The organism is Streptomyces sp. NPDC017225 (assembly GCF_044331465.1).
Taxonomy (GTDB): domain Bacteria; phylum Actinomycetota; class Actinomycetes; order Streptomycetales; family Streptomycetaceae; genus Streptomyces.
Genome location: NZ_JBIRNE010000010.1, coordinates 159,949 through 177,404, shown reverse-complemented (window position 1 = coordinate 177,404; position 17,456 = coordinate 159,949). Strand labels below are relative to the sequence as shown.

At 70.5% G+C, this 17,456-nt stretch carries 14 protein-coding genes; 6 read left to right on the top strand and 8 right to left on the bottom strand.

What is annotated here, in order from left to right:
- Positions 1-114: 114 nt before the first annotated feature.
- From rbsD to ACH4NX_RS22660, 6 genes are all read right to left on the bottom strand, one after another.
- Positions 115-504 carry a D-ribose pyranase gene (rbsD, locus tag ACH4NX_RS22685; RefSeq protein ID WP_351396776.1) on the bottom strand — a complete coding sequence of 130 codons (390 nt, stop codon included), beginning with the start codon at positions 502-504 and terminating at the stop codon, positions 115-117.
- Positions 501-1,406: a ribokinase gene (locus ACH4NX_RS22680; RefSeq protein WP_351396778.1), complete on the bottom strand. Its 906-nt coding sequence runs from the start codon at positions 1,404-1,406 to the stop codon at positions 501-503. Before ACH4NX_RS22680 ends, rbsD begins: the two co-directional genes overlap by 4 nt.
- Before the next feature lie 104 nt (positions 1,407-1,510).
- The gene (locus ACH4NX_RS22675; protein ID WP_398128609.1) at positions 1,511-3,463 is read right to left on the bottom strand and encodes a substrate-binding domain-containing protein; all 1,953 of its coding nucleotides are present in this window, start codon (positions 3,461-3,463) and stop codon (positions 1,511-1,513) included.
- Positions 3,453-5,024: a sugar ABC transporter ATP-binding protein gene (locus tag ACH4NX_RS22670; protein ID WP_398128610.1), complete on the bottom strand. Its 1,572-nt coding sequence runs from the start codon at positions 5,022-5,024 to the stop codon at positions 3,453-3,455. The genes ACH4NX_RS22675 and ACH4NX_RS22670 overlap by 11 nt, the downstream gene beginning before the upstream one ends.
- Positions 5,021-6,070 (bottom strand): LacI family DNA-binding transcriptional regulator, encoded by a 1,050-nt coding sequence (locus tag ACH4NX_RS22665; protein WP_351396788.1) that lies wholly within the window; start codon positions 6,068-6,070, stop codon positions 5,021-5,023. Before ACH4NX_RS22665 ends, ACH4NX_RS22670 begins: the two co-directional genes overlap by 4 nt.
- Positions 6,071-6,299: 229 nt before the next feature.
- Positions 6,300-6,785, bottom strand: a complete 486-nt coding sequence (locus ACH4NX_RS22660) for a carboxymuconolactone decarboxylase family protein (protein ID WP_351396794.1) — start codon at positions 6,783-6,785, stop codon at positions 6,300-6,302.
- Positions 6,786-6,915: 130 nt separating this feature from the next.
- Between ACH4NX_RS22660 and ACH4NX_RS22655 the strand changes: the two genes are divergently transcribed.
- Complete coding sequence (locus ACH4NX_RS22655; RefSeq protein ID WP_398128611.1) at positions 6,916-7,905, top strand: RNA polymerase sigma-70 factor; 990 nt, start codon at positions 6,916-6,918, stop codon at positions 7,903-7,905.
- A gap of 25 nt (positions 7,906-7,930) precedes the next feature.
- Here ACH4NX_RS22655 and ACH4NX_RS22650 read toward each other — a convergent pair whose 3' ends face one another.
- Together ACH4NX_RS22650 and ACH4NX_RS22645 are read right to left on the bottom strand one after the other, a co-directional pair.
- Entirely contained in the window at positions 7,931-8,725 is a 795-nt protein-coding gene (locus ACH4NX_RS22650) for an ArsR/SmtB family transcription factor (protein WP_398128612.1), read from the bottom strand.
- 197 nt (positions 8,726-8,922) lie between these two features.
- Positions 8,923-9,333 carry an ATP-binding protein gene (locus ACH4NX_RS22645; protein ID WP_351396803.1) on the bottom strand — a complete coding sequence of 137 codons (411 nt, stop codon included), beginning with the start codon at positions 9,331-9,333 and terminating at the stop codon, positions 8,923-8,925.
- A 223-nt stretch (positions 9,334-9,556) separates the two neighbouring features.
- On the opposite strand from ACH4NX_RS22645, the gene ACH4NX_RS22640 reads away from it, so the two are divergent.
- The 5 genes from ACH4NX_RS22640 to ACH4NX_RS22620 all read left to right on the top strand — a co-directional run bounded on the left by ACH4NX_RS22640 (position 9,557) and on the right by ACH4NX_RS22620 (position 16,904).
- Positions 9,557-10,393 carry a helix-turn-helix transcriptional regulator gene (locus tag ACH4NX_RS22640; RefSeq protein ID WP_351396806.1) on the top strand — a complete coding sequence of 279 codons (837 nt, stop codon included), beginning with the start codon at positions 9,557-9,559 and terminating at the stop codon, positions 10,391-10,393.
- Positions 10,394-10,398: 5 nt separating this feature from the next.
- Positions 10,399-10,578 (top strand): DUF397 domain-containing protein, encoded by a 180-nt coding sequence (locus ACH4NX_RS22635; RefSeq protein ID WP_351396809.1) that lies wholly within the window; start codon positions 10,399-10,401, stop codon positions 10,576-10,578.
- Positions 10,579-10,677: 99 nt separating this feature from the next.
- Positions 10,678-13,056 carry a hypothetical protein gene (locus ACH4NX_RS22630; protein WP_398128613.1) on the top strand — a complete coding sequence of 793 codons (2,379 nt, stop codon included), beginning with the start codon at positions 10,678-10,680 and terminating at the stop codon, positions 13,054-13,056.
- A 59-nt stretch (positions 13,057-13,115) separates the two neighbouring features.
- Positions 13,116-15,374: an ATP-dependent RecD-like DNA helicase gene (locus tag ACH4NX_RS22625; RefSeq protein ID WP_351396815.1), complete on the top strand. Its 2,259-nt coding sequence runs from the start codon at positions 13,116-13,118 to the stop codon at positions 15,372-15,374.
- A 240-nt stretch (positions 15,375-15,614) separates the two neighbouring features.
- The gene (locus tag ACH4NX_RS22620; protein ID WP_351396818.1) at positions 15,615-16,904 is read left to right on the top strand and encodes a citrate synthase; all 1,290 of its coding nucleotides are present in this window, start codon (positions 15,615-15,617) and stop codon (positions 16,902-16,904) included.
- Positions 16,905-17,456: the final 552 nt, after the last annotated feature.

Below are 17,456 nucleotides of genomic sequence, written 5' to 3'. Positions count from 1 at the left end.
GGGTTCTGAGGGGGAGGGGAAATCCGAGGGGGCCCGGTCTTCGACCGGGCTCCCTCGAAGCTCCGAGAAGCTCCGGGACCATGGCGCCGGTGGAGCCGGTTGCGCCGGTGGGGCCTAGAAGAAGACCCCGCAGCGCAGCAGTACGTTCGCGTACGGCCGGGCCTCGCCGGTGCGGACGATCAGCCGCGCGCCGGCCGAGAGTTCCTTCAGCCGCTCGTGCGGGACGAGCGCGAGGGCCGGGAAGTGACCGTCGAGCAGCGCGGCGGCCTCGGTGTTGGCCTCCCGGACCTCCGTCGCCGCCGTCGCGCCCTCGACCACCAGCTCGGCGAGCAGGCCGTCCACCACCTCCGCGAAAGAGGGAACACCGGCGCGGAAGGCCAGGTCGACGACGCGCGGCCCGTCGGGGATCGGCATGCCGACGTCGCAGACCAGGACCCCGTCCCCGTGGCCGAGTTCGGCCAGGGCGCCGGACAGATGGCGGTTGAGTATCCCGGTCCTCTTCACAGCGCCTCCGCCTGGGCCGCCGTCGGGTACGACGCCTGCGCGCCCGCCCTCGTGACGGCCGCCGCGCCGACCCGCGCCGCGTACGCCGCCGCCTCGGTGAGCGACTCGCCCGTGCCGAGCCGCCAGGCCAGCGCCGCGGTGAACGCGTCGCCCGCGCCCGTCGTGTCCACGGCGTCCACCTTCACGGAGGGGACGTGGGAGACACCCTCGGAGGAGGACGCCACCAGCGCGCCCTCGGCGCCCAGGGTCACCACCACCGAGCGCGGCCCCTTGGCCAGCAGGATGCGGGCCCAGTCCTCGGGGCGTTCGCTCACGCAGGAGTCGCCGAGGATGACCTTCGCCTCGTGCTCGTTGACGATCAGCGGGTCGCAGGCCGCCAGTACCTCCGCCGGGAGCGGGCGCGGTGGCGACGGGTTCAGCACGAAGCGGCTGTCCGGCGCCAGGCTCCGGACCACCTCCACGACCGTCTCCAGCGGGATCTCCAACTGCGTGGAGACCACGCGGGAGGCGTGGAAGAGGCTCGCGGCGGCGCCGACGTCCCCCGGTGCCAGCCGGCCGTTCGCGCCCGGCGAGACCACGATGCTGTTGTCGCCCGACGGGTCGACGGTGATGAGCGCGACGCCGGTCGGCGCCCCGCCCACCAGCACGCCGACCGTGTCGACACCGGCCGCCCGCTGCGAGTCCAGCAGCAGCCTGCCGTAGTCGTCGTCGCCGACCCGGGCCAGCAGGGCCGTACGGGCGCCGAGCCGGGCGGCGGCTACCGCCTGGTTGGCGCCCTTGCCCCCGGGGTGGACGGCCAGGTCGGTGCCGAGCACCGTCTCGCCGGCACCCGGCCGCCGCTCGACGCCGATCACGAGGTCGGCGTTGGCCGATCCCACGACCAGGAGGTCGTAGTCGTACATGAATCGCTCCCCGATCCGGATGATCCGAGTGAAACCGAGTGAAGCCGAGCAGGAGTGGCGGGCGGTCGTTGTGACCGCCCGCCACGGACTTCCGTGGGTCCGTGTCAGCCTTCGAAGCCGGCCACGTTCTCCTTGGTGACCACCTTCACCGGCACCTTCACCATTGTGTCCACCTTCTCGCCGTCGGCCGCGCGCAGCGCGTTCTGCACGGCGATCCTGCCCAGTTCCTTCGGCTGCTGCGCGACGGACGCGAACAACGTGCCCTCGCGCACCGCCTTCAGCCCGTCCGGGGTGCCGTCGAAGCCGACGACCTGGACCGACTTGCCTGCCTTGGAGCCCAGCGCCTTGATCGCGCCGAGCGCCATCTCGTCGTTCTCCGCGAAGACACCGTCGATGTCGGGGTGAGCCTGGAGCAGGTTGGTCATCACGTCCAGGCCCTTGGTGCGGTCGAAGTCCGCGGGCTGCTTGGCGACGACCTCGATGCCCGGGTACTCCTTCAGGCCGGCCGCGAAGCCCGCCCCGCGCTCCCGGCTGGCGGAGGTGCCGGCCTGGCCCTGGAGGATGACGATCGTGCCCTTGCCGCCCAGCTTCTCGGCGAGCGCCCTGGCGCCCAGTTCACCGCCCTCGACGTTGTCGGAGGCGACCAGCGCGGACGTCTTCGCCTCGTTGACGCCGCGGTCCACGGCGATGACGGGGATGTCGTCCTTGTTCGCGCCGCGCACCGCGGGACCGGCCGCGTCGGAGTCCACCGGGTTGACGATGATCGAGGACAGGCCCCCGCTGACGAAGTTCTGCAGTTGGTTGGCCTGCTGGGAGGCGTCGTTCTGCGCGTCCGTGACCGTCAGGTCCACGCCCGCCTTCTTCGCCTCCTCCTCGGCACCGTCCCTGATCTGCACGAAGAACGGGTTGTTGAGCGTGGACAGCGACAGGCCGACCTTGTGCGTCTTGCCGGCCGAGGAGTCGTTGTGCAGGAGCGAGGTCGCCCCGACGACGGCCACCGCGACGACGGCGGCGATCAGGTACGTCAGTGCCTGCTTGCCCTTGCCGCCCCCGCCGGCCCCGGCCGCCGGCGTGGTCGCCCCCGCCTTGCGCCGCAGCGTGTCCAGCAGTACCGCCAGCGCGATGACGACACCGATGACGACCTGCTGCCAGAACGCGGAGACGGACAGCAGGTTGAGGCCGTTGCGCAGCACCGCGAGGATCAGCGCGCCGATCAGCGTGCCCGACGCCTTGCCGGTGCCGCCCGCCAGCGAGGCACCGCCGATGACGACGGCGGCGATGGCGTCCAGTTCGTAACCCTGCGCTGCCTGCGGCTGCGCGGAGGAGAGCCGGGAGGCGAGCACGATGCCCGCGGCGGCGGCGAACAGTCCGGAGAAGGCGTAGATGACGAGCTTCTGCCGCTTCACCCGCAGGCCGGACAGACGCGCGGCCTCCTCGTTGCCGCCGATGGCGTACATGGAGCGGCCGATGTAGGTCCGCCCGAGGACGAAGGCGGTGATCAGCCCCATCACGATCATCACGAGCACCGGCACCGGCAGCCACCCGCCGAGCGTGTCGCCCAGGTGGGAGACGGAGTCCGGGAAGGCGATCGGCGAGCCCTGCGAGATGACGAGCGACAGACCGCGTCCGACCGACAGCATGGCGAGCGTCGCGATGAACGGCGGCAGTTTCCCGTACGAGATGAGGAAACCGTTCACCAGGCCGCACGCGATGCCCGTCGCGACGGACAGCAGCACCGCGAGCACGACCGGGATCCCGGCCTCGGTCGCGCTCCACGCCAGCACGGTGGCCGACAGCGCGGCGACCGAGCCGACCGACAGGTCGATGCCCGCGGAGACGATGACGAAGGTGACACCGAACGCGAGGATCGCGGTGACGGCGGCCTGGACGCCGACGTTCAGCAGGTTGTCGGCGGTCAGGAAGTCCCCGGACAGCGCCGACATGGCGATGACGAGGACGATCAGCGCGGTCAGCGCGCCGTTGTCGAGCAGCAGGCGGCGCAGGCCGCCCGTGGCGCCCTGCGCGCCCGGCTTGCTCTTGAGCGTGTCAGTGGCCACGGGAGGCCTCCGTTCCGTTGCTGTGGGGGGTGTCACCGGTGTCACCGGTGTCGTCCGTGTGGCTGTGGGGCGTGCTGACGGCGAGTGCCATCACGGCGTCCTGGGTCGCCTGTTCCGCGGTGAGTTCTCCCGCGACGCGGCCCTGTGCCATGACCACCACCCGGTCGCTCATGCCGAGCACCTCGGGCAGGTCGCTGGAGATCATCAGGACGGCGGCGCCGCCCGCGGTGAGCTCGTTGATCAGCTGGTAGATCTCGACCTTGGCGCCGACGTCGATGCCGCGCGTCGGCTCGTCGAGGATCAGCACCTTCGTGTTCGCCAGCAGCCACTTGCCGATGACGACCTTCTGCTGGTTGCCGCCGGAGAGCGTGCGCACGTGCTGGCCGAGACCGGCCATCCGCACGCCGAGCTGCCCGGCGATCCGCTCGGCCGACTCGTGCTGCCCCTTGAGGTCGACGAGTCCCGCGCGGGAGGTGGACCGGAGGGTGACCAGTCCCAGGTTCTCCTCGACGGAGGCGTCCAGGACGAGCCCCTGCCCCTTGCGGTCCTCGGGGACGAGCCCGATACCGGCCGCCATGGCGGCGTTGACGTCGTGGCGTCGGAGCCGGTCGCCCGCGACGTGCACGGTCCCCGCGTCGTACGGATCGGCGCCGAACACGGCCCGGACGACCTCCGTCCGCCCGGCGCCGACGAGGCCCGCGATGCCGACGACCTCACCGGCGCGCACCTCGAAGCCGACGTCGTGGAAGACACCGTCCCGCGTCAGCCCCTCCACCTTGAGCAGTGCCTCGCCGGTGTCGGCGCGCTCGCGCGGGTACTGCTGCTCGATAGACCGGCCGACCATGAGCCGTACGAGCTCGTCCTCGGGCGTGGAGGCGGGCACCTGCCCGACGCTCCGTCCGTCCCGGATGACGGTGACGCGGTCGCCGAGGGCGGCGATCTCCTCCAGGTGGTGGGTGATGAAGACGATGCCGACGCCGTCCTCGCGCAGTTGCCGCACGATGGCGAACAGCTTGTCGACCTCCTCGGAGGTCAGTACGGCGGTCGGCTCGTCCATGATGAGCACGCGCGCGTCCAGGCTGAGCGCCTTGGCGATCTCGACCATCTGGAGTCGTGCGATGCCGAGTTCACGCACCCGCGCGCGCGGCGACACGCTCAGTCCGACCCGCTTCAGCAGCACTTCCGCGTCCGCGTCCATCTTCTTCCGGTCGATCATCCCCAGGCGGCGCGGCTGGCGGCCCAGGAAGATGTTCTCGGCGACCGTCAGATCGGGGACGAGGTTGAACTCCTGGTAGATGGTGGCGATCCCGAGGCGCTCGGAGTCCTGCGCACCGTGGATGCGCACCTCCTCGCCACCGGCCAGGACCCGCCCGGCGTCGGGCGTGTAGGCGCCGGAGAGCATCTTGATGAGCGTGCTCTTGCCCGCGCCGTTCTCACCGAGGAGCACGTGCACCTCGCCCCGGCGCAGGTCGAAGTCGACGCTGTCGAGCGCGACCACGCCGGGGAAGGTCTTGCGGATGCCCTCGATGCGCAGCAACTCGTCCGGACTGCGGCTGCTCACGGCGTACTCCTTCGTACGGGGGAGGGGGAAGGGGGTTGTCGGGGGGCCGTCGCCTCACCGCAGGAGCGGCGGACGACGAGCCGGGCCGGGAGGGTGACGGACTCGCCGGGCCGGCCCTCGATGCGGTCGACCAGTGCGCGCACGGCGGCCCGGCCGAGGTCGCCGGTGGGCTGGGCGATCGCGGTGACGGGCGGATCGGTGTGCACGAACCAGCGGATGTCGTCGAACGCGGCGAGCGCGATGTCCTCGGGGACCCGCAGCCCGCGAGCGCGCACGGCGTCCAGCGCGCCGAGCGCCATCAGGTTGTCGGCGGCGAAGACCACGTCGGGCGGCTCGGGCAGGTCGAGGAACCCCTCGGTGACCCGCCGTCCGCTCTCCGCCTGGAAGTCGCCCTGGCCGATGCAGGCGTCGGGGAGGGGGAGCCCGTACGCGCCGAGCGCCTCGCGGAAGGCGTCGACGCGCTCGCGTCCGGTCGTGGTGGCGGCGGGCCCGGCGATGATGGCGAGCCGCCGGTGTCCGAGCCCGTGCAGATGAGCCACCAGGTCCCGGACGGCGGTCCGCCCGTCCGACCGGACGACGGGCACGTCGACGCCGGGGATCCAGCGGTCGACGAACACCATCGGCGTCCCGGCCCGCGCGGCCGCCAGCATCCCGGGCGAGCCGCCGTCGGTGGGGGAGACGAGGAGTCCGTCGATACGCCGGTCCAGCAGCGTCGTGACGTGGTGGTCCTGGAGATCGGGCCGCTCGTCGGCGTTGCCGATGATGACGCTGTAGCCGAGCGCGCGGGCCTCCTCCTCGACGGAACGGGCCAGCTCGGTGAAGTACGGGTTCATGACGTCGCTGATGACCAGGCCGAGGGTGCGGGTCTGGTCGGTGCGCAACGACCGGGCGACGGCGTTCGGGCGATAGCCCAGCGTCTCGACGGCGGCCAGGACGCGCTCGCGTGCGGCGGCGCTGACCGACGGGTGGCCGTTGAGCGCGCGCGACACCGTCGCGACGGACACTCCGGCCGCGGCGGCGACGTCCTTGATGCCGATGCTCGCCATCGCGTTCCACCTCCTTGTGGAATCGATTACACGGAGGATTGGAAACGATTACACGAGGAGGGCGCAAGGGGTGGGAGTCGGCCGAGACGCAATCGTGACCGGAGCCGGGCGGACTCGACCGCAACCGTTGGGGGCGCCCGCAGGCCCGCAGGGGCGCGGACATGCGCCGGCCCGGCTCCGGTGGGAACGATCCGGGGCCGGGCCGGGCAGGGTCGGGCGCGTCCGTCGGTCAGCCCAACGCGGCGGCGAACATGCCCGCCTCGTACGAGCCGCCCCGCTGGTGCGTGATCACGGCGAGCCGGTTGGCCGCGTTGATCAGGGCGACCAGGGAGACGAGCGCGGCGATCTGGTCGTCGTCGTAGTGCTTGCGCACCTGGCCCCAGGTCTCGTCGGACACGCCCTCGTGGGCGTCGGCGAGCCGGGTGCCCTCCTCGGCGAGCGCCAGCGCGGCCCGCTCGGCCTCGGTGAACACGGTGGACTCGCGCCAGACGGCGACCAGGTGGAGCCGGACCGTGCTCTCACCGGCGGCGGCGGCCTCCTTGACATGCATATCGACGCAGTGCCCGCAGCCGTTGATCTGGCTGGCGCGCAGCGACACCAGTTCCTGCGTGGACCTCGGCAGCGACGACTCGTGAACCAGCATGCCGGCGCCGGCGAACCGCTTGGCGAACTTGCCGCCGAGTTCGTTCTCGAACAGGTTGAATCGGGATTCCATGACCTCGTCCTCGCTCTCGGTGCCTCACTGACGAACACAAGACGCCGACGGCCCGATCCCTGTGACGGAACCCCGTTGTGACGTGGGCCACCGCCGACGGGTGTCACAGAGCGGCGGCGACCGGTGTCCTGTGCGCATGACACCGTCGGAGGCGAAGAAGCGGGAGCAGCTGGTGACGAGCGAGAGCAGCGCACGTGAGCAGGACGGCACGGCCGGGCGGACCGCCGACGGCGGCGGACGCGCGGACCCGGCCACCCAGGCCTTCGTCTCCCACCGCAACCTGCTCTTCACCGTCGCCTACGAGATGCTCGGCTCGGCCGCCGACGCCGAGGACGTCCTCCAGGAGACCTGGCTGCGCTGGGCGGGAGTCGACCTCGCGACGGTGCGCGACCAGCGCGCCTACCTGGTCCGCGTCACCACCCGACAGGCACTGAACCGGCTGCGTACGCTCGGCCGCCGCAAGGAGTCCTACGTCGGCTCCTGGCTGCCCGAGCCGCTGCTCACCACGCCCGACGTGGCTGAGGACGTGGAGCTGGCCGACAGCGTGTCCATGGCGATGATGCTGGTTCTGGAGACGCTCACGCCGACCGAGCGGGCGGTGTTCGTCCTGCGCGAGGTGTTCGACCTCGGTTACGACGAGATCGCCGAGGCCGTCGACAAGAGCCCGGCCGCCGTCCGCCAGACCGCGCACCGGGCCCGCGCGCACGTCGCGGCGCGCCGGCCGCGCGGGGCCGTCTCTCCCACCGAGAGCAGGGACGCGCTCACCGCGTTCCAGCGGGCGGTCGAGACGGGCGACCTTCAGGGACTGCTCGACGTCCTCGCGCCGGACGTCGTCCTGCTGGGCGACGGCGGCGGCATCAAGCAGGCCGTTCTGCGGCCCATCACGGGGGCCGACAAGGTGGCCCGCCTCATGCTCGGGGGGATGCTCAAGCAGGCCGCGAGGCTGTCGCTGGGACCGGCCCAGGTCAACGGCTTCCCGGCCCTGGTCGTCCACCTCGACGGCGAGCTCGACACCGTGCTGGCGCTGCGCCTCGACGACGGCCTGATCACCGGCCTCTACGCCGTGCGCAACCCCGAGAAGCTGTCGCACATGAGCCGGGAGACCACCCTGCGCCGCTGAGGGCGGTGGTCCCGGCGCGGGTCGCCTATGCCGGGTCCGGAAGGGTGTCGCCCGTCTCCAGCAGTGTCTTGAGGCTGGAGAGGAGGGCGGGCCAGCCGTGCTGGATCATCTCGCGGGCGGTGCTGCCGGGCTCGAACCCGTCGTGGACGACGGTCAGCTTCACCGAGCCGCCGCCGAGGTCCTCGATCTCGAACGTGACCTGCGACCGCCGCTCGCCGGCCAGCTTGGCGAGGGTCTCGTCGTCGATCCCGTTCGTCTTCGCCCACCCGGACGTGAAGGTGTGCCAGGTGTACGACAGGCGCCGGAAGGGGGCGGACTCGATCACGGCCTGACCGGGGTCGGCGGTCTTCTCGTCCCCCTGCTGCCAGACCATGGGCGATCCCGCCTTCCAGTCGGTGGCGAACTCCAGGCCCCAGTAGCGGCGGGTGAACGCCGGGTCGGTCAGGCCCTGCCACAGCTTCTCCGGCGTGGTCCTGATGTAGGTCGTGTAGACGAACGCGTTGCTGTCCATGGCGGTGTTCTCCAGCGCGTGCTTGAGATCGGCGAGTGCGTGCACCCGCTCGAGGTCGTAGCGGCTGATCCAGCGTTCGGCGATGGCGTTGATCGGTTCGGCGTTGAGGTAGTGCAGCTTCTCCCGGCCCCGCCGGACGGCGGTGACCAGGTTGGCCGCCTCCAGCAGCGCCAGGTGCTTGCTGACCGACTGCCGGGCCATGTCCAGCCCGGAGCACAGCTCGCGCAGGCTCTGCCCGTCGCGCGCGTTCAGACTGTCCAGCAGTCGCCGTCGGCTGCCGTCGGCCAGTGCCTTGAAAACCTCGTCCATCTCCGCCCCTCTGACATGCAGCCCATTGGCTGCTTATCACGTTAGGCAGCCGATTGTCTGCATGTCAATCGGGGGCGAGGGGTCGGCCCCGCCGGGCCGGACTGCTCTCTTCGGGGAAACCGTGAACTATTTGCCTTGATCGTTCACTGCCTGCTCATGTGAGCGGACAGTGAACGGATGTCGGCGAATGTCCTCGCTCAGGCGGCGGTCAGCTCGCACCACACGTACTTGCCCCGGTTGCCGTGTCTGGCCAATGGATGCCAGCCCCACACGTCCGCGCACGCCCGGACCAGGGCCAGTCCACGCCCCTCCTCCACTTCCTCCACCCGCCCGAACGACTTCGGTGGCTCCGGCGGCTCGGGATCCGCGTCCCACGCCCCGATCCGCAGCGTGCCCGGCGGCGACCAGCACACGCGGAGGGCGGCGGGTCCCTTGGTGTGCCGTACGGCGTTGGAGACCAGCTCCGTCGCCAGTAGCTCGGCGACATCGACGAGGCGGATGAGGCCGTGCATGGTGAGGATCAGGCGGAGGGTGCGGCGGCTGACGGTGACGGCGCGCAGGTCGTTGGGGATGTAGAGGGAGTACTCCCACGGTTCGCTTTCGGACATGCGACAACTCCGTTCGGTGAGGGGAGGGTCAGCGGGGTTGGGCTGGCGTCATTGCCGCGTCGTCGCGGCAGGACGGCGTGGTGCGCTTCCAGCACCCCGGTGATACACGCAGTGTGTGTCGCATCACTGAAAGTAGGGCTAACTAGTAATCCGAGGCAAGTCGATCGCGTAATCTGACCTCGAACGGGCCGCACCGGCGGGCGTGTTGAACGAGGAGCAGTGGATGGTCCTGAGGCGTGAACCAACCGCACGCCAGTTGCGCCTGGGCGTCGAGCTGCGCAGGCTCCGTGAGGCGGCGGGACTCACTGCCACGGAGGCAGCGTCTCTGCTCGGGGTGAACCGAGTTCAGATCAGCCACATCGAATCCGGACTCACCGGCGTGAGCGAGCAGCGCTTGCGCCGCTTCCAATCCCACTACGCCTGTACGGACGAGAAGTTCATCGCCGCTCTTGCCGCGATGGCCACCGACCGGGCGCGCGGCTGGTGGGAGGAGTACCGGGGCCTGCTGCCTACGCCCTTTCTGGACCTCGCCGAGTTGGAGCACCACGCCTCGTTCCTGCGTGACGTCGCGATCCTCTACGTCCCGGGGCGAATGCAGACGGAGGCCTACGCCCGCGCAGTCTTCTCCTCCAGGCTGCCCGAGCTCGCCCAGGAGGAGGTTGAGTTGCGCGTCCACCATCGAATGGCTCGCCAGGAAGTCGCCATTCGGAGCGAGGTCCTGATCCATGAGGCGGCGCTGCGCATCCGGGTGGGCGACCGTGCGACCACCCGTGCGCAACTCACCCACCTCCTGGAGTCATCCGAGGCGGAGCACATCACCTTGCGAGTGATCCCGTTCGACTTGGACGGATTCGCCAAAGCCTCGAGCACGATGACGTACGCGGACGGGCCGCTGCCCAGGCTGGACACCGTCGTGCGTGACGCGCCCCATGGCTCGGTCTTCATCGATTCCGAGGCTCGGCTCAACACTTATCGAACGACCTTCCGTAGGGTGAAGGGTGCGTCGCTAGAACCCGAACAGTCGCGTGAACTCATCCACGAACTGACGAAAGAGCTGTAGGCCCAATGGACAACTGGCGAAAGTCTTCCTACTCCGGCGAGGGCGACGGCGACAGCTGCGTGGAGCTCGCGAATTCACCCACCCACGTCGCCGTCCGCGACTCCAAGGTCCCCGCCCGCGCCACCCTCACCTTCCCGGCGAAAGCCTTCACCCCCTTCCTCGAAGCGCTCAAGGCACAGCCGTAAGCAGTGGGGCGGCACGTGAGTTGAGCGATGTGTGATTGTCACACCCCTGTGTGAGAGTGCCTCTCACCAGCCACTGTCGACGATCCACTGGAGCACTCCATGCCCGCTCGGTCCGGTACCCGACCGACCCCGTCCGCCGGAGACGCCCCCGGCGCACCCGTCGTCTATGACACCGAGGTGCGTGCCGGAGGCCAGTGGGAGAGGGCGCCGCGGCTGGTGGTCCACCTCGACCGCGGGGAGCCGTCCGACCTGACGGAGCTGGCCTGGCGCTCCGACGGCGGAGCGGAGGCCGTGGTCGTGTTCGACGAGGGCATGACGGCCTTCCGCGGACACCGGCGCTCCGCCGACGGCGCGTCGGAGGACTACCGCGGCGTCGAGTGTGAGCGCGGGTCCGGCTCCGAAGGGACGCGGCAGGACCGGGTGCGTGTCTTCGTCACCGAGGAGGACCGGGACGGCGACGGTGGCGACGGCACGTACGAGGGCCGGCTGAGCCTGCTGCTGGACGACGGACGGGGCGCGGTCGAGCGGGTCACCTGGCGGGACCGGCGGGGCACCTTCGCCTCCCTGGCGCTGCGGCGGAGCGCGCCGCCCGCCGCCCGCGGCACCGTTCCGGTGGCGGTCACGAAGGTCGTGGCCGAAGCGGAGAACCGCAGGGCCGGTGAGGTCGCCGCCAACCTGCTCGACGCCGGCCGGGGCAAGTGGCTGGCGTTCGAGGCCACCGCCACGCTGGACTTCGTCCTGCCCGAGCCCACCGTCGTCACTGCCTACCGGCTCACCGCCGCGAACGACTACCGGGACCGCGACCCCCGTGACTGGCGGCTGCGGGGGTCGGTGGACGGACACACCTGGATCACCCTCGACTCGCGCCTGGACCAGGCCTTCCCGCAGCGCCATCAGGCGCGTGAGTACGCCGTGGCCAACTCGACGCCGTACCCGCTGTACCGCCTCGACATCGGCCGCAACTGGGGGCGGCAGGCCGAGACGCAGCTGAACCGGGTGGAACTGCTCACCACGGACGACGCCGGACTCGTCGGCACCCCCGTGCCCGTCACCCGCATCGAGGCCAGCGGCGAGCACCGGCGCGCCGGCGAGGTCGCGGCCAACCTGCTCGACGCCGGCGGCGGCAAGTGGCTGACGTTCTCGTCCACCGCGACGCTGGACTTCGTCCTGGCCAAGCCGGGCGTCGTCACGGCCTACACGCTGACGTCCGCGAACGACCACTGCTCGCGGGACCCGAAGGACTGGGTGCTGCGGGGATCCCAGGACGGACGCACCTGGGTGACCGTCGACCGGCGGTCCGGAGAGATGTTCACCGAACGATTCCTGGCGCGGGAGTTCACCACCTCCGCCACGACGCCGTACGCCCGGTACCGGCTGGACATCACCGCCAACGCGGAGGGCGTGGGCGAGGTCCAGCTCCAGGGCGTGCGGCTGGTGGCGAAGCGGAACGACGGCCGGATCACCACCGGCCAGGAGTTCTCCGGCATTCTGCGCGACGAGCACGGTCCCGCCGTCGGCTACCGGGGGAGGACGGTCGCCCACGAGGTGGTGCGAGGGCGGGTCGGCTCCCCGGACGGGAAGGACCCGGTGGCGGGCGTCCGGAACCGCGAGTCGCAGGTGAAGCTGGACCGCTTCCGCGACGCGGCGCTCGCGCACGGCATCCCCGCCGCCGACGTGGAACGCTGGCTGGGGCTTGCGCGGCCCTGTCTGACACTGGCGTCGGACGTGGACGGCCCGGTCGTCGGGCACTTCGGCACCCCGGTGATGCTGCCGCCCGACGTCGCCCTCCCGCGCCTTCACGACGTGCCGTTCGGCGAGCTGTCCGACGACCCGTCCGGCGAGCCCGTGTACGAGCACCTCGTCGCGACCCTCGACCTCGCGGCCCTGCCCGAGGGCGTGACGAACCTTCCGCTGCCGCCCGACGGCCGTCTGCTGCTGTTCGCCTGGCCCGCGCTGGAGGCGAGCGAGGACGACTCCTGTACGAGCGGTTCCGCGGTGTACGTCCCCGCCGGCACCGTGGTCGAGGAGCGAGAGGTGGAGTACGACTACGAGCCGGACCACGAGTTGGGCGACGTCGACTTCGACGGGGAGCTGCGTGGCGAGCTGCGCGTGAAGTACGACGTCTCCCTGCCCGACTACGACAACTTCGACGGCGACCCGCTCCTCGGCGAGCATCCCCGGGCCCGGGAACTGCGCGAGGTGTGGTCGAAGGTGCGGGCCGACGGCTACTGGTACAAGGGCCCGCAACTGCAGATCGGCGGGTACGCCCTGGACGCCCAGGGGTGGGGCGACCCGGTGAGAGGGTGCGCCTACGCCGCCGGGGACGACGGTCCAGGGCGCGAGAACTGGGCGCTCCTGGCCCAGTGGCATCCCGGGATGTACAACCTGGAGTCCGTCACCATGTACTGGGCGATGAGCGGGCAGGACCTCGTGGACCGCCGCTTCACCGCGGCCCGGGTCACGATGTACGCCCACTGACGGCGACGAGCAGCGGCCGTCACACCCCCGCTGTCACATCCCACCGGTACCGTCGGATCATGACCGACCAGTCCGATGCCGCTCCCGGCGAGCGGCGGCTCGCCATCCTCGAAGGCGTCCTGGAACGCATCACGTACGCCAACGAGGAGAACGGCTACACGGTCGCCCGCGTGGACACCGGCAGAGGCGCAGGCGACCTCCTCACGGTCGTCGGCGCGCTGCTCGGCGCGCAGGCCGGCGAGTCCCTGCGGATGGAGGGCCGCTGGGGGTCCCACCCGCAGTACGGCAAGCAGTTCCACGTGGAGAACTACACGACCGTGCTCCCGGCCACGGTCCAGGGCATCCGGCGCTACCTCGGCTCCGGTCTGGTCAAGGGCATCGGCCCGGTCTTCGCCGACCGCATCACCCAGCACTTCGGCGTGGACACGCTCCAGATCATCGAGGAGGAGCCGAAGCGGCTCATCGAGGTCCCCGGCCTCGGCCCCAAGCGGACGAAGAAGATCGCCGACGCGTGGGAGGAGCAGAAGGCGATCAAGGAGGTCATGCTCTTCCTCCAGACCGTCGAGGTGTCGACGTCGATCGCGGTGCGGATCTACAAGAAGTACGGCGACGCGTCGATCTCCGTCGTGAAGAACCAGCCCTACCGCCTGGCCTCCGACGTCTGGGGCATCGGCTTCCTGACCGCCGACAAGATCGCCCAGTCGGTCGGCATCCCGCACGACAGCCCGGAGCGGGTGAAGGCGGGGCTGCAGTACGCCCTGTCGCAGGCCACCGACCAGGGGCACTGCTACCTCCCCGAGGAGAAGCTGATCGCCGACGCGGTGAAGCTGCTCCAGGTGGACACCGGGCTGGTCATCGAGTGCCTCGCCGAGCTGGCCGCCGAGCCGGCCCAGGGCGAGGACCCCGGCGTCGTACGCGAGAAGGTCCCCGACCCGCAGGGCGGCGACCCCGTCACCGCCGTCTACCTGGTCCCCTTCCACCGCGCCGAGCTGGCCCTGGCCGCCCAGCTGCTGCGCCTGCTGCGCACCGGCGAGGACCGGATGCCGGGATTCGGGGACGTGGCCTGGGACAAGGCGCTGGCATGGCTGAAGGGCCGTACCGGCGCCGACCTCGCGCCCGAGCAGGAGGCGGCCGTCAAGCTGGCGCTGACCGAGAAGGTCGCCGTGCTCACCGGCGGACCGGGCTGCGGCAAGTCCTTCACCGTCCGCTCCATCGTCGAGCTGGCCCGCGCGAAGAAGGCGAAGGTGGTGCTCGCCGCGCCGACCGGGCGGGCCGCCAAGCGGCTGGCCGAGCTGACCGGCGCCGAGGCCTCCACCGTGCACCGCCTGCTGGAGCTCAAGCCCGGCGGTGACGCCGCCTACGACCGGGACCGGCCGCTCGACGCCGACCTCGTCGTCGTCGACGAGGCGTCCATGCTCGACCTGCTCCTCGCCAACAAGCTGGTCAAGGCCGTCGCCCCCGGCGCCCACCTGCTCTTCGTCGGGGACGTCGACCAGCTGCCCAGCGTCGGCGCGGGGGAGGTGCTGAGGGACCTGCTCGCCGACGGGAGCCCCGTGCCCGCCGTCCGGCTCACCCGCGTCTTCCGCCAGGCCCAGCAGTCGGGCGTCGTGACGAACGCGCACCGGATCAACGCGGGGCAGCACCCGCTCACCGACGGCATGAAGGACTTCTTCCTGTTCGTGGAGGACGAGACGGAGGAGGCGGGGCGCCTGACGGTGGACGTCGCCGCGCGGCGCATCCCCGCCAAGTTCGGACTGGACCCGCGCCGGGACGTGCAGGTGCTCGCCCCCATGCACCGGGGGCCCGCCGGCGCCGGCACGCTGAACGGGCTCCTCCAGCAGGCCGTCACGCCGGGGCGCCCGGACGTGCCGGAGAAGCGGTTCGGCGGCCGGGTCTTCCGGGTCGGCGACAAGGTGACCCAGATCCGCAACAATTACGAGAAGGGCGAGAACGGCGTCTTCAACGGCACCGTGGGCGTCGTCACCTCGCTCGACCCGGTGGAGCAGCGCCTCACGGTGCTGACGGACGAGGACGAGGAGGTCCCGTACGAGTTCGACGAGCTGGACGAGCTGGCCCACGCCTACGCGGTGACCATCCACCGCTCCCAGGGCAGCGAGTACCCGGCGGTGGTGATCCCCGTGACGACCGGCGCCTGGATGATGCTCCAGCGGAACCTGCTGTACACGGCGGTCACCCGGGCCAAGCGGCTGGTCGTCCTGGTCGGCTCCCGCAGGGCGATCGGGCAGGCGGTGCGCACGGTGTCGGCGGGCAGGCGCTGCACGGCGCTCGACTTCCGGCTGGCGGGCTCCCGAACCTGAAACCTTCCCGTAAACCTCTCGGCCTCTGTGAAAAAAATGATCGATCAAACGAGTCGCAAAGGTCACAGAGCACTTCCGGAAGGGCGGAAGAGGGGGCAGGATGAGCAAGTTGGCGGCACTGAGTGCCGCCAATAGGCCCGATGGTCGACCCCGAGTGCACTCTCCTGAGCCAAGTGGGGGATGGTAGAGACAGTCAGGGCACCTCGAAGATGAGGCACTACGTCGGTGGTGAGGGAAGACGTGAGCGACAACTCAGTAGTACTGCGGTACGGCGACGGCGAGTACACCTACCCGGTGATCGACAGCACCGTCGGCGACAAGGGCTTCGACATCGGGAAGCTCCGCGCCCAGACCGGTCTGGTGACGCTGGACAGCGGTTACGGCAACACCGCCGCCTATAAATCCGCCGTTACGTACCTGGACGGCGAAGCGGGCATCCTCCGGTACCGCGGCTACCCGATCGAGCAGCTGGCCGAGCGCTCCTCCTTCGTGGAGGTCGCCTACCTGCTGATCAACGGCGAGCTGCCGACCGTCGACGAGCTCAGCGCGTTCAAGAACGAGATCACGCAGCACACCCTGCTGCACGAGGACGTCAAGAACTTCTACAAGGGCTTCCCGCGCGACGCCCACCCGATGGCCATGCTGTCGTCGGTCGTCTCGGCGCTGTCGACGTTCTACCAGGACAGCCACAACCCGTTCGACGAGCGTCAGCGCAACCTCTCCACGATCCGGCTGCTCGCGAAGCTTCCGACGATCGCGGCCTACGCGTACAAGAAGTCGATCGGCCACCCGTTCGTCTACCCGCGCAACGACCTCGGCTACGTCGAGAACTTCCTGCGCATGACGTTCTCGGTGCCGGCGCAGGAGTACGAGCTCGACCCGACGGTCGTGGCCGCGCTGGACAAGCTGCTCATCCTGCACGCGGACCACGAGCAGAACTGCTCGACCTCCACGGTCCGCCTGGTCGGCTCCTCGCAGGCGAACATGTTCGCCTCGATCTCCGCCGGCATCAACGCGCTCTGGGGCCCGCTGCACGGCGGCGCCAACCAGTCGGTGCTGGAGATGCTGGAGGGCATCCGCGACGCCGGCGGTGACGTCGACTCCTTCATCCGCAAGGTGAAGAACAAGGAGGACGGCGTCCGCCTGATGGGCTTCGGCCACCGGGTCTACAAGAACTTCGACCCGCGCGCCAAGATCATCAAGGCTGCCGCGCACGACGTCCTCTCCGCCCTCGGCAAGTCCGACGAGCTGCTGGACATCGCGCTGAAGCTGGAGGAGCACGCGCTCTCCGACGACTACTTCGTCTCGCGCAGCCTCTACCCGAACGTCGACTTCTACACCGGCCTGATCTACCGGGCCATGGGCTTCCCGACCGAGATGTTCACGGTCCTGTTCGCGCTGGGCCGGCTGCCGGGCTGGATCGCCCAGTGGCACGAGATGATCAAGGAGCCGGGCTCCCGCATCGGCCGCCCGCGCCAGATCTACACGGGTGTCGTCGAGCGCGACTTCGTTCCCGTCGAGGAGCGCTGAGCCGCCAGGCACCCCCGCAGCGCGTCCGAGGAGTCCCGTGCCGCCCCGAGCGGTACGGGACTTTTCCGTGCCGGTACGGGGAATCCGCGTCCGTGCCGGTACGAGACGTCCGCGTCCGCGCCGCTGCGAGACAGCAGAAGGCGCCCTGGCGCCGGTCCCCCCACGGGCCGACGAACCAGGGCGCCTTCCCATGTCCCGGTATCGGATTCCCCCCACGGGATCCGGCCGGGCGTCTGTGAGGACAGCGCCTGAATCGCTGTACTTGAGCACAACGGGCAGAACCCGTCGCGCCTGTCGTGCCAGTAGTGCCTGTCGTGCTGCTCGTATCCGTCGTGCTGGTCGTGCGGTCTGCCGGGACAGCGCACGCCCGGGAGGGCCGCTCAAAGCTTCCCGGTGTACGTGTCCCGGCAACGCAGCTCTGGGAAAGTCCCCCAAGACATCCCCAGATGCCAGGTGGCGCCCCCCAAGACGCTGCCTGACATCGCCAACTTAGACCGTCGAACCCCTTGGATGGTTACGTTCGCATCACTGTGATCCGCGTCTCTTGCATAT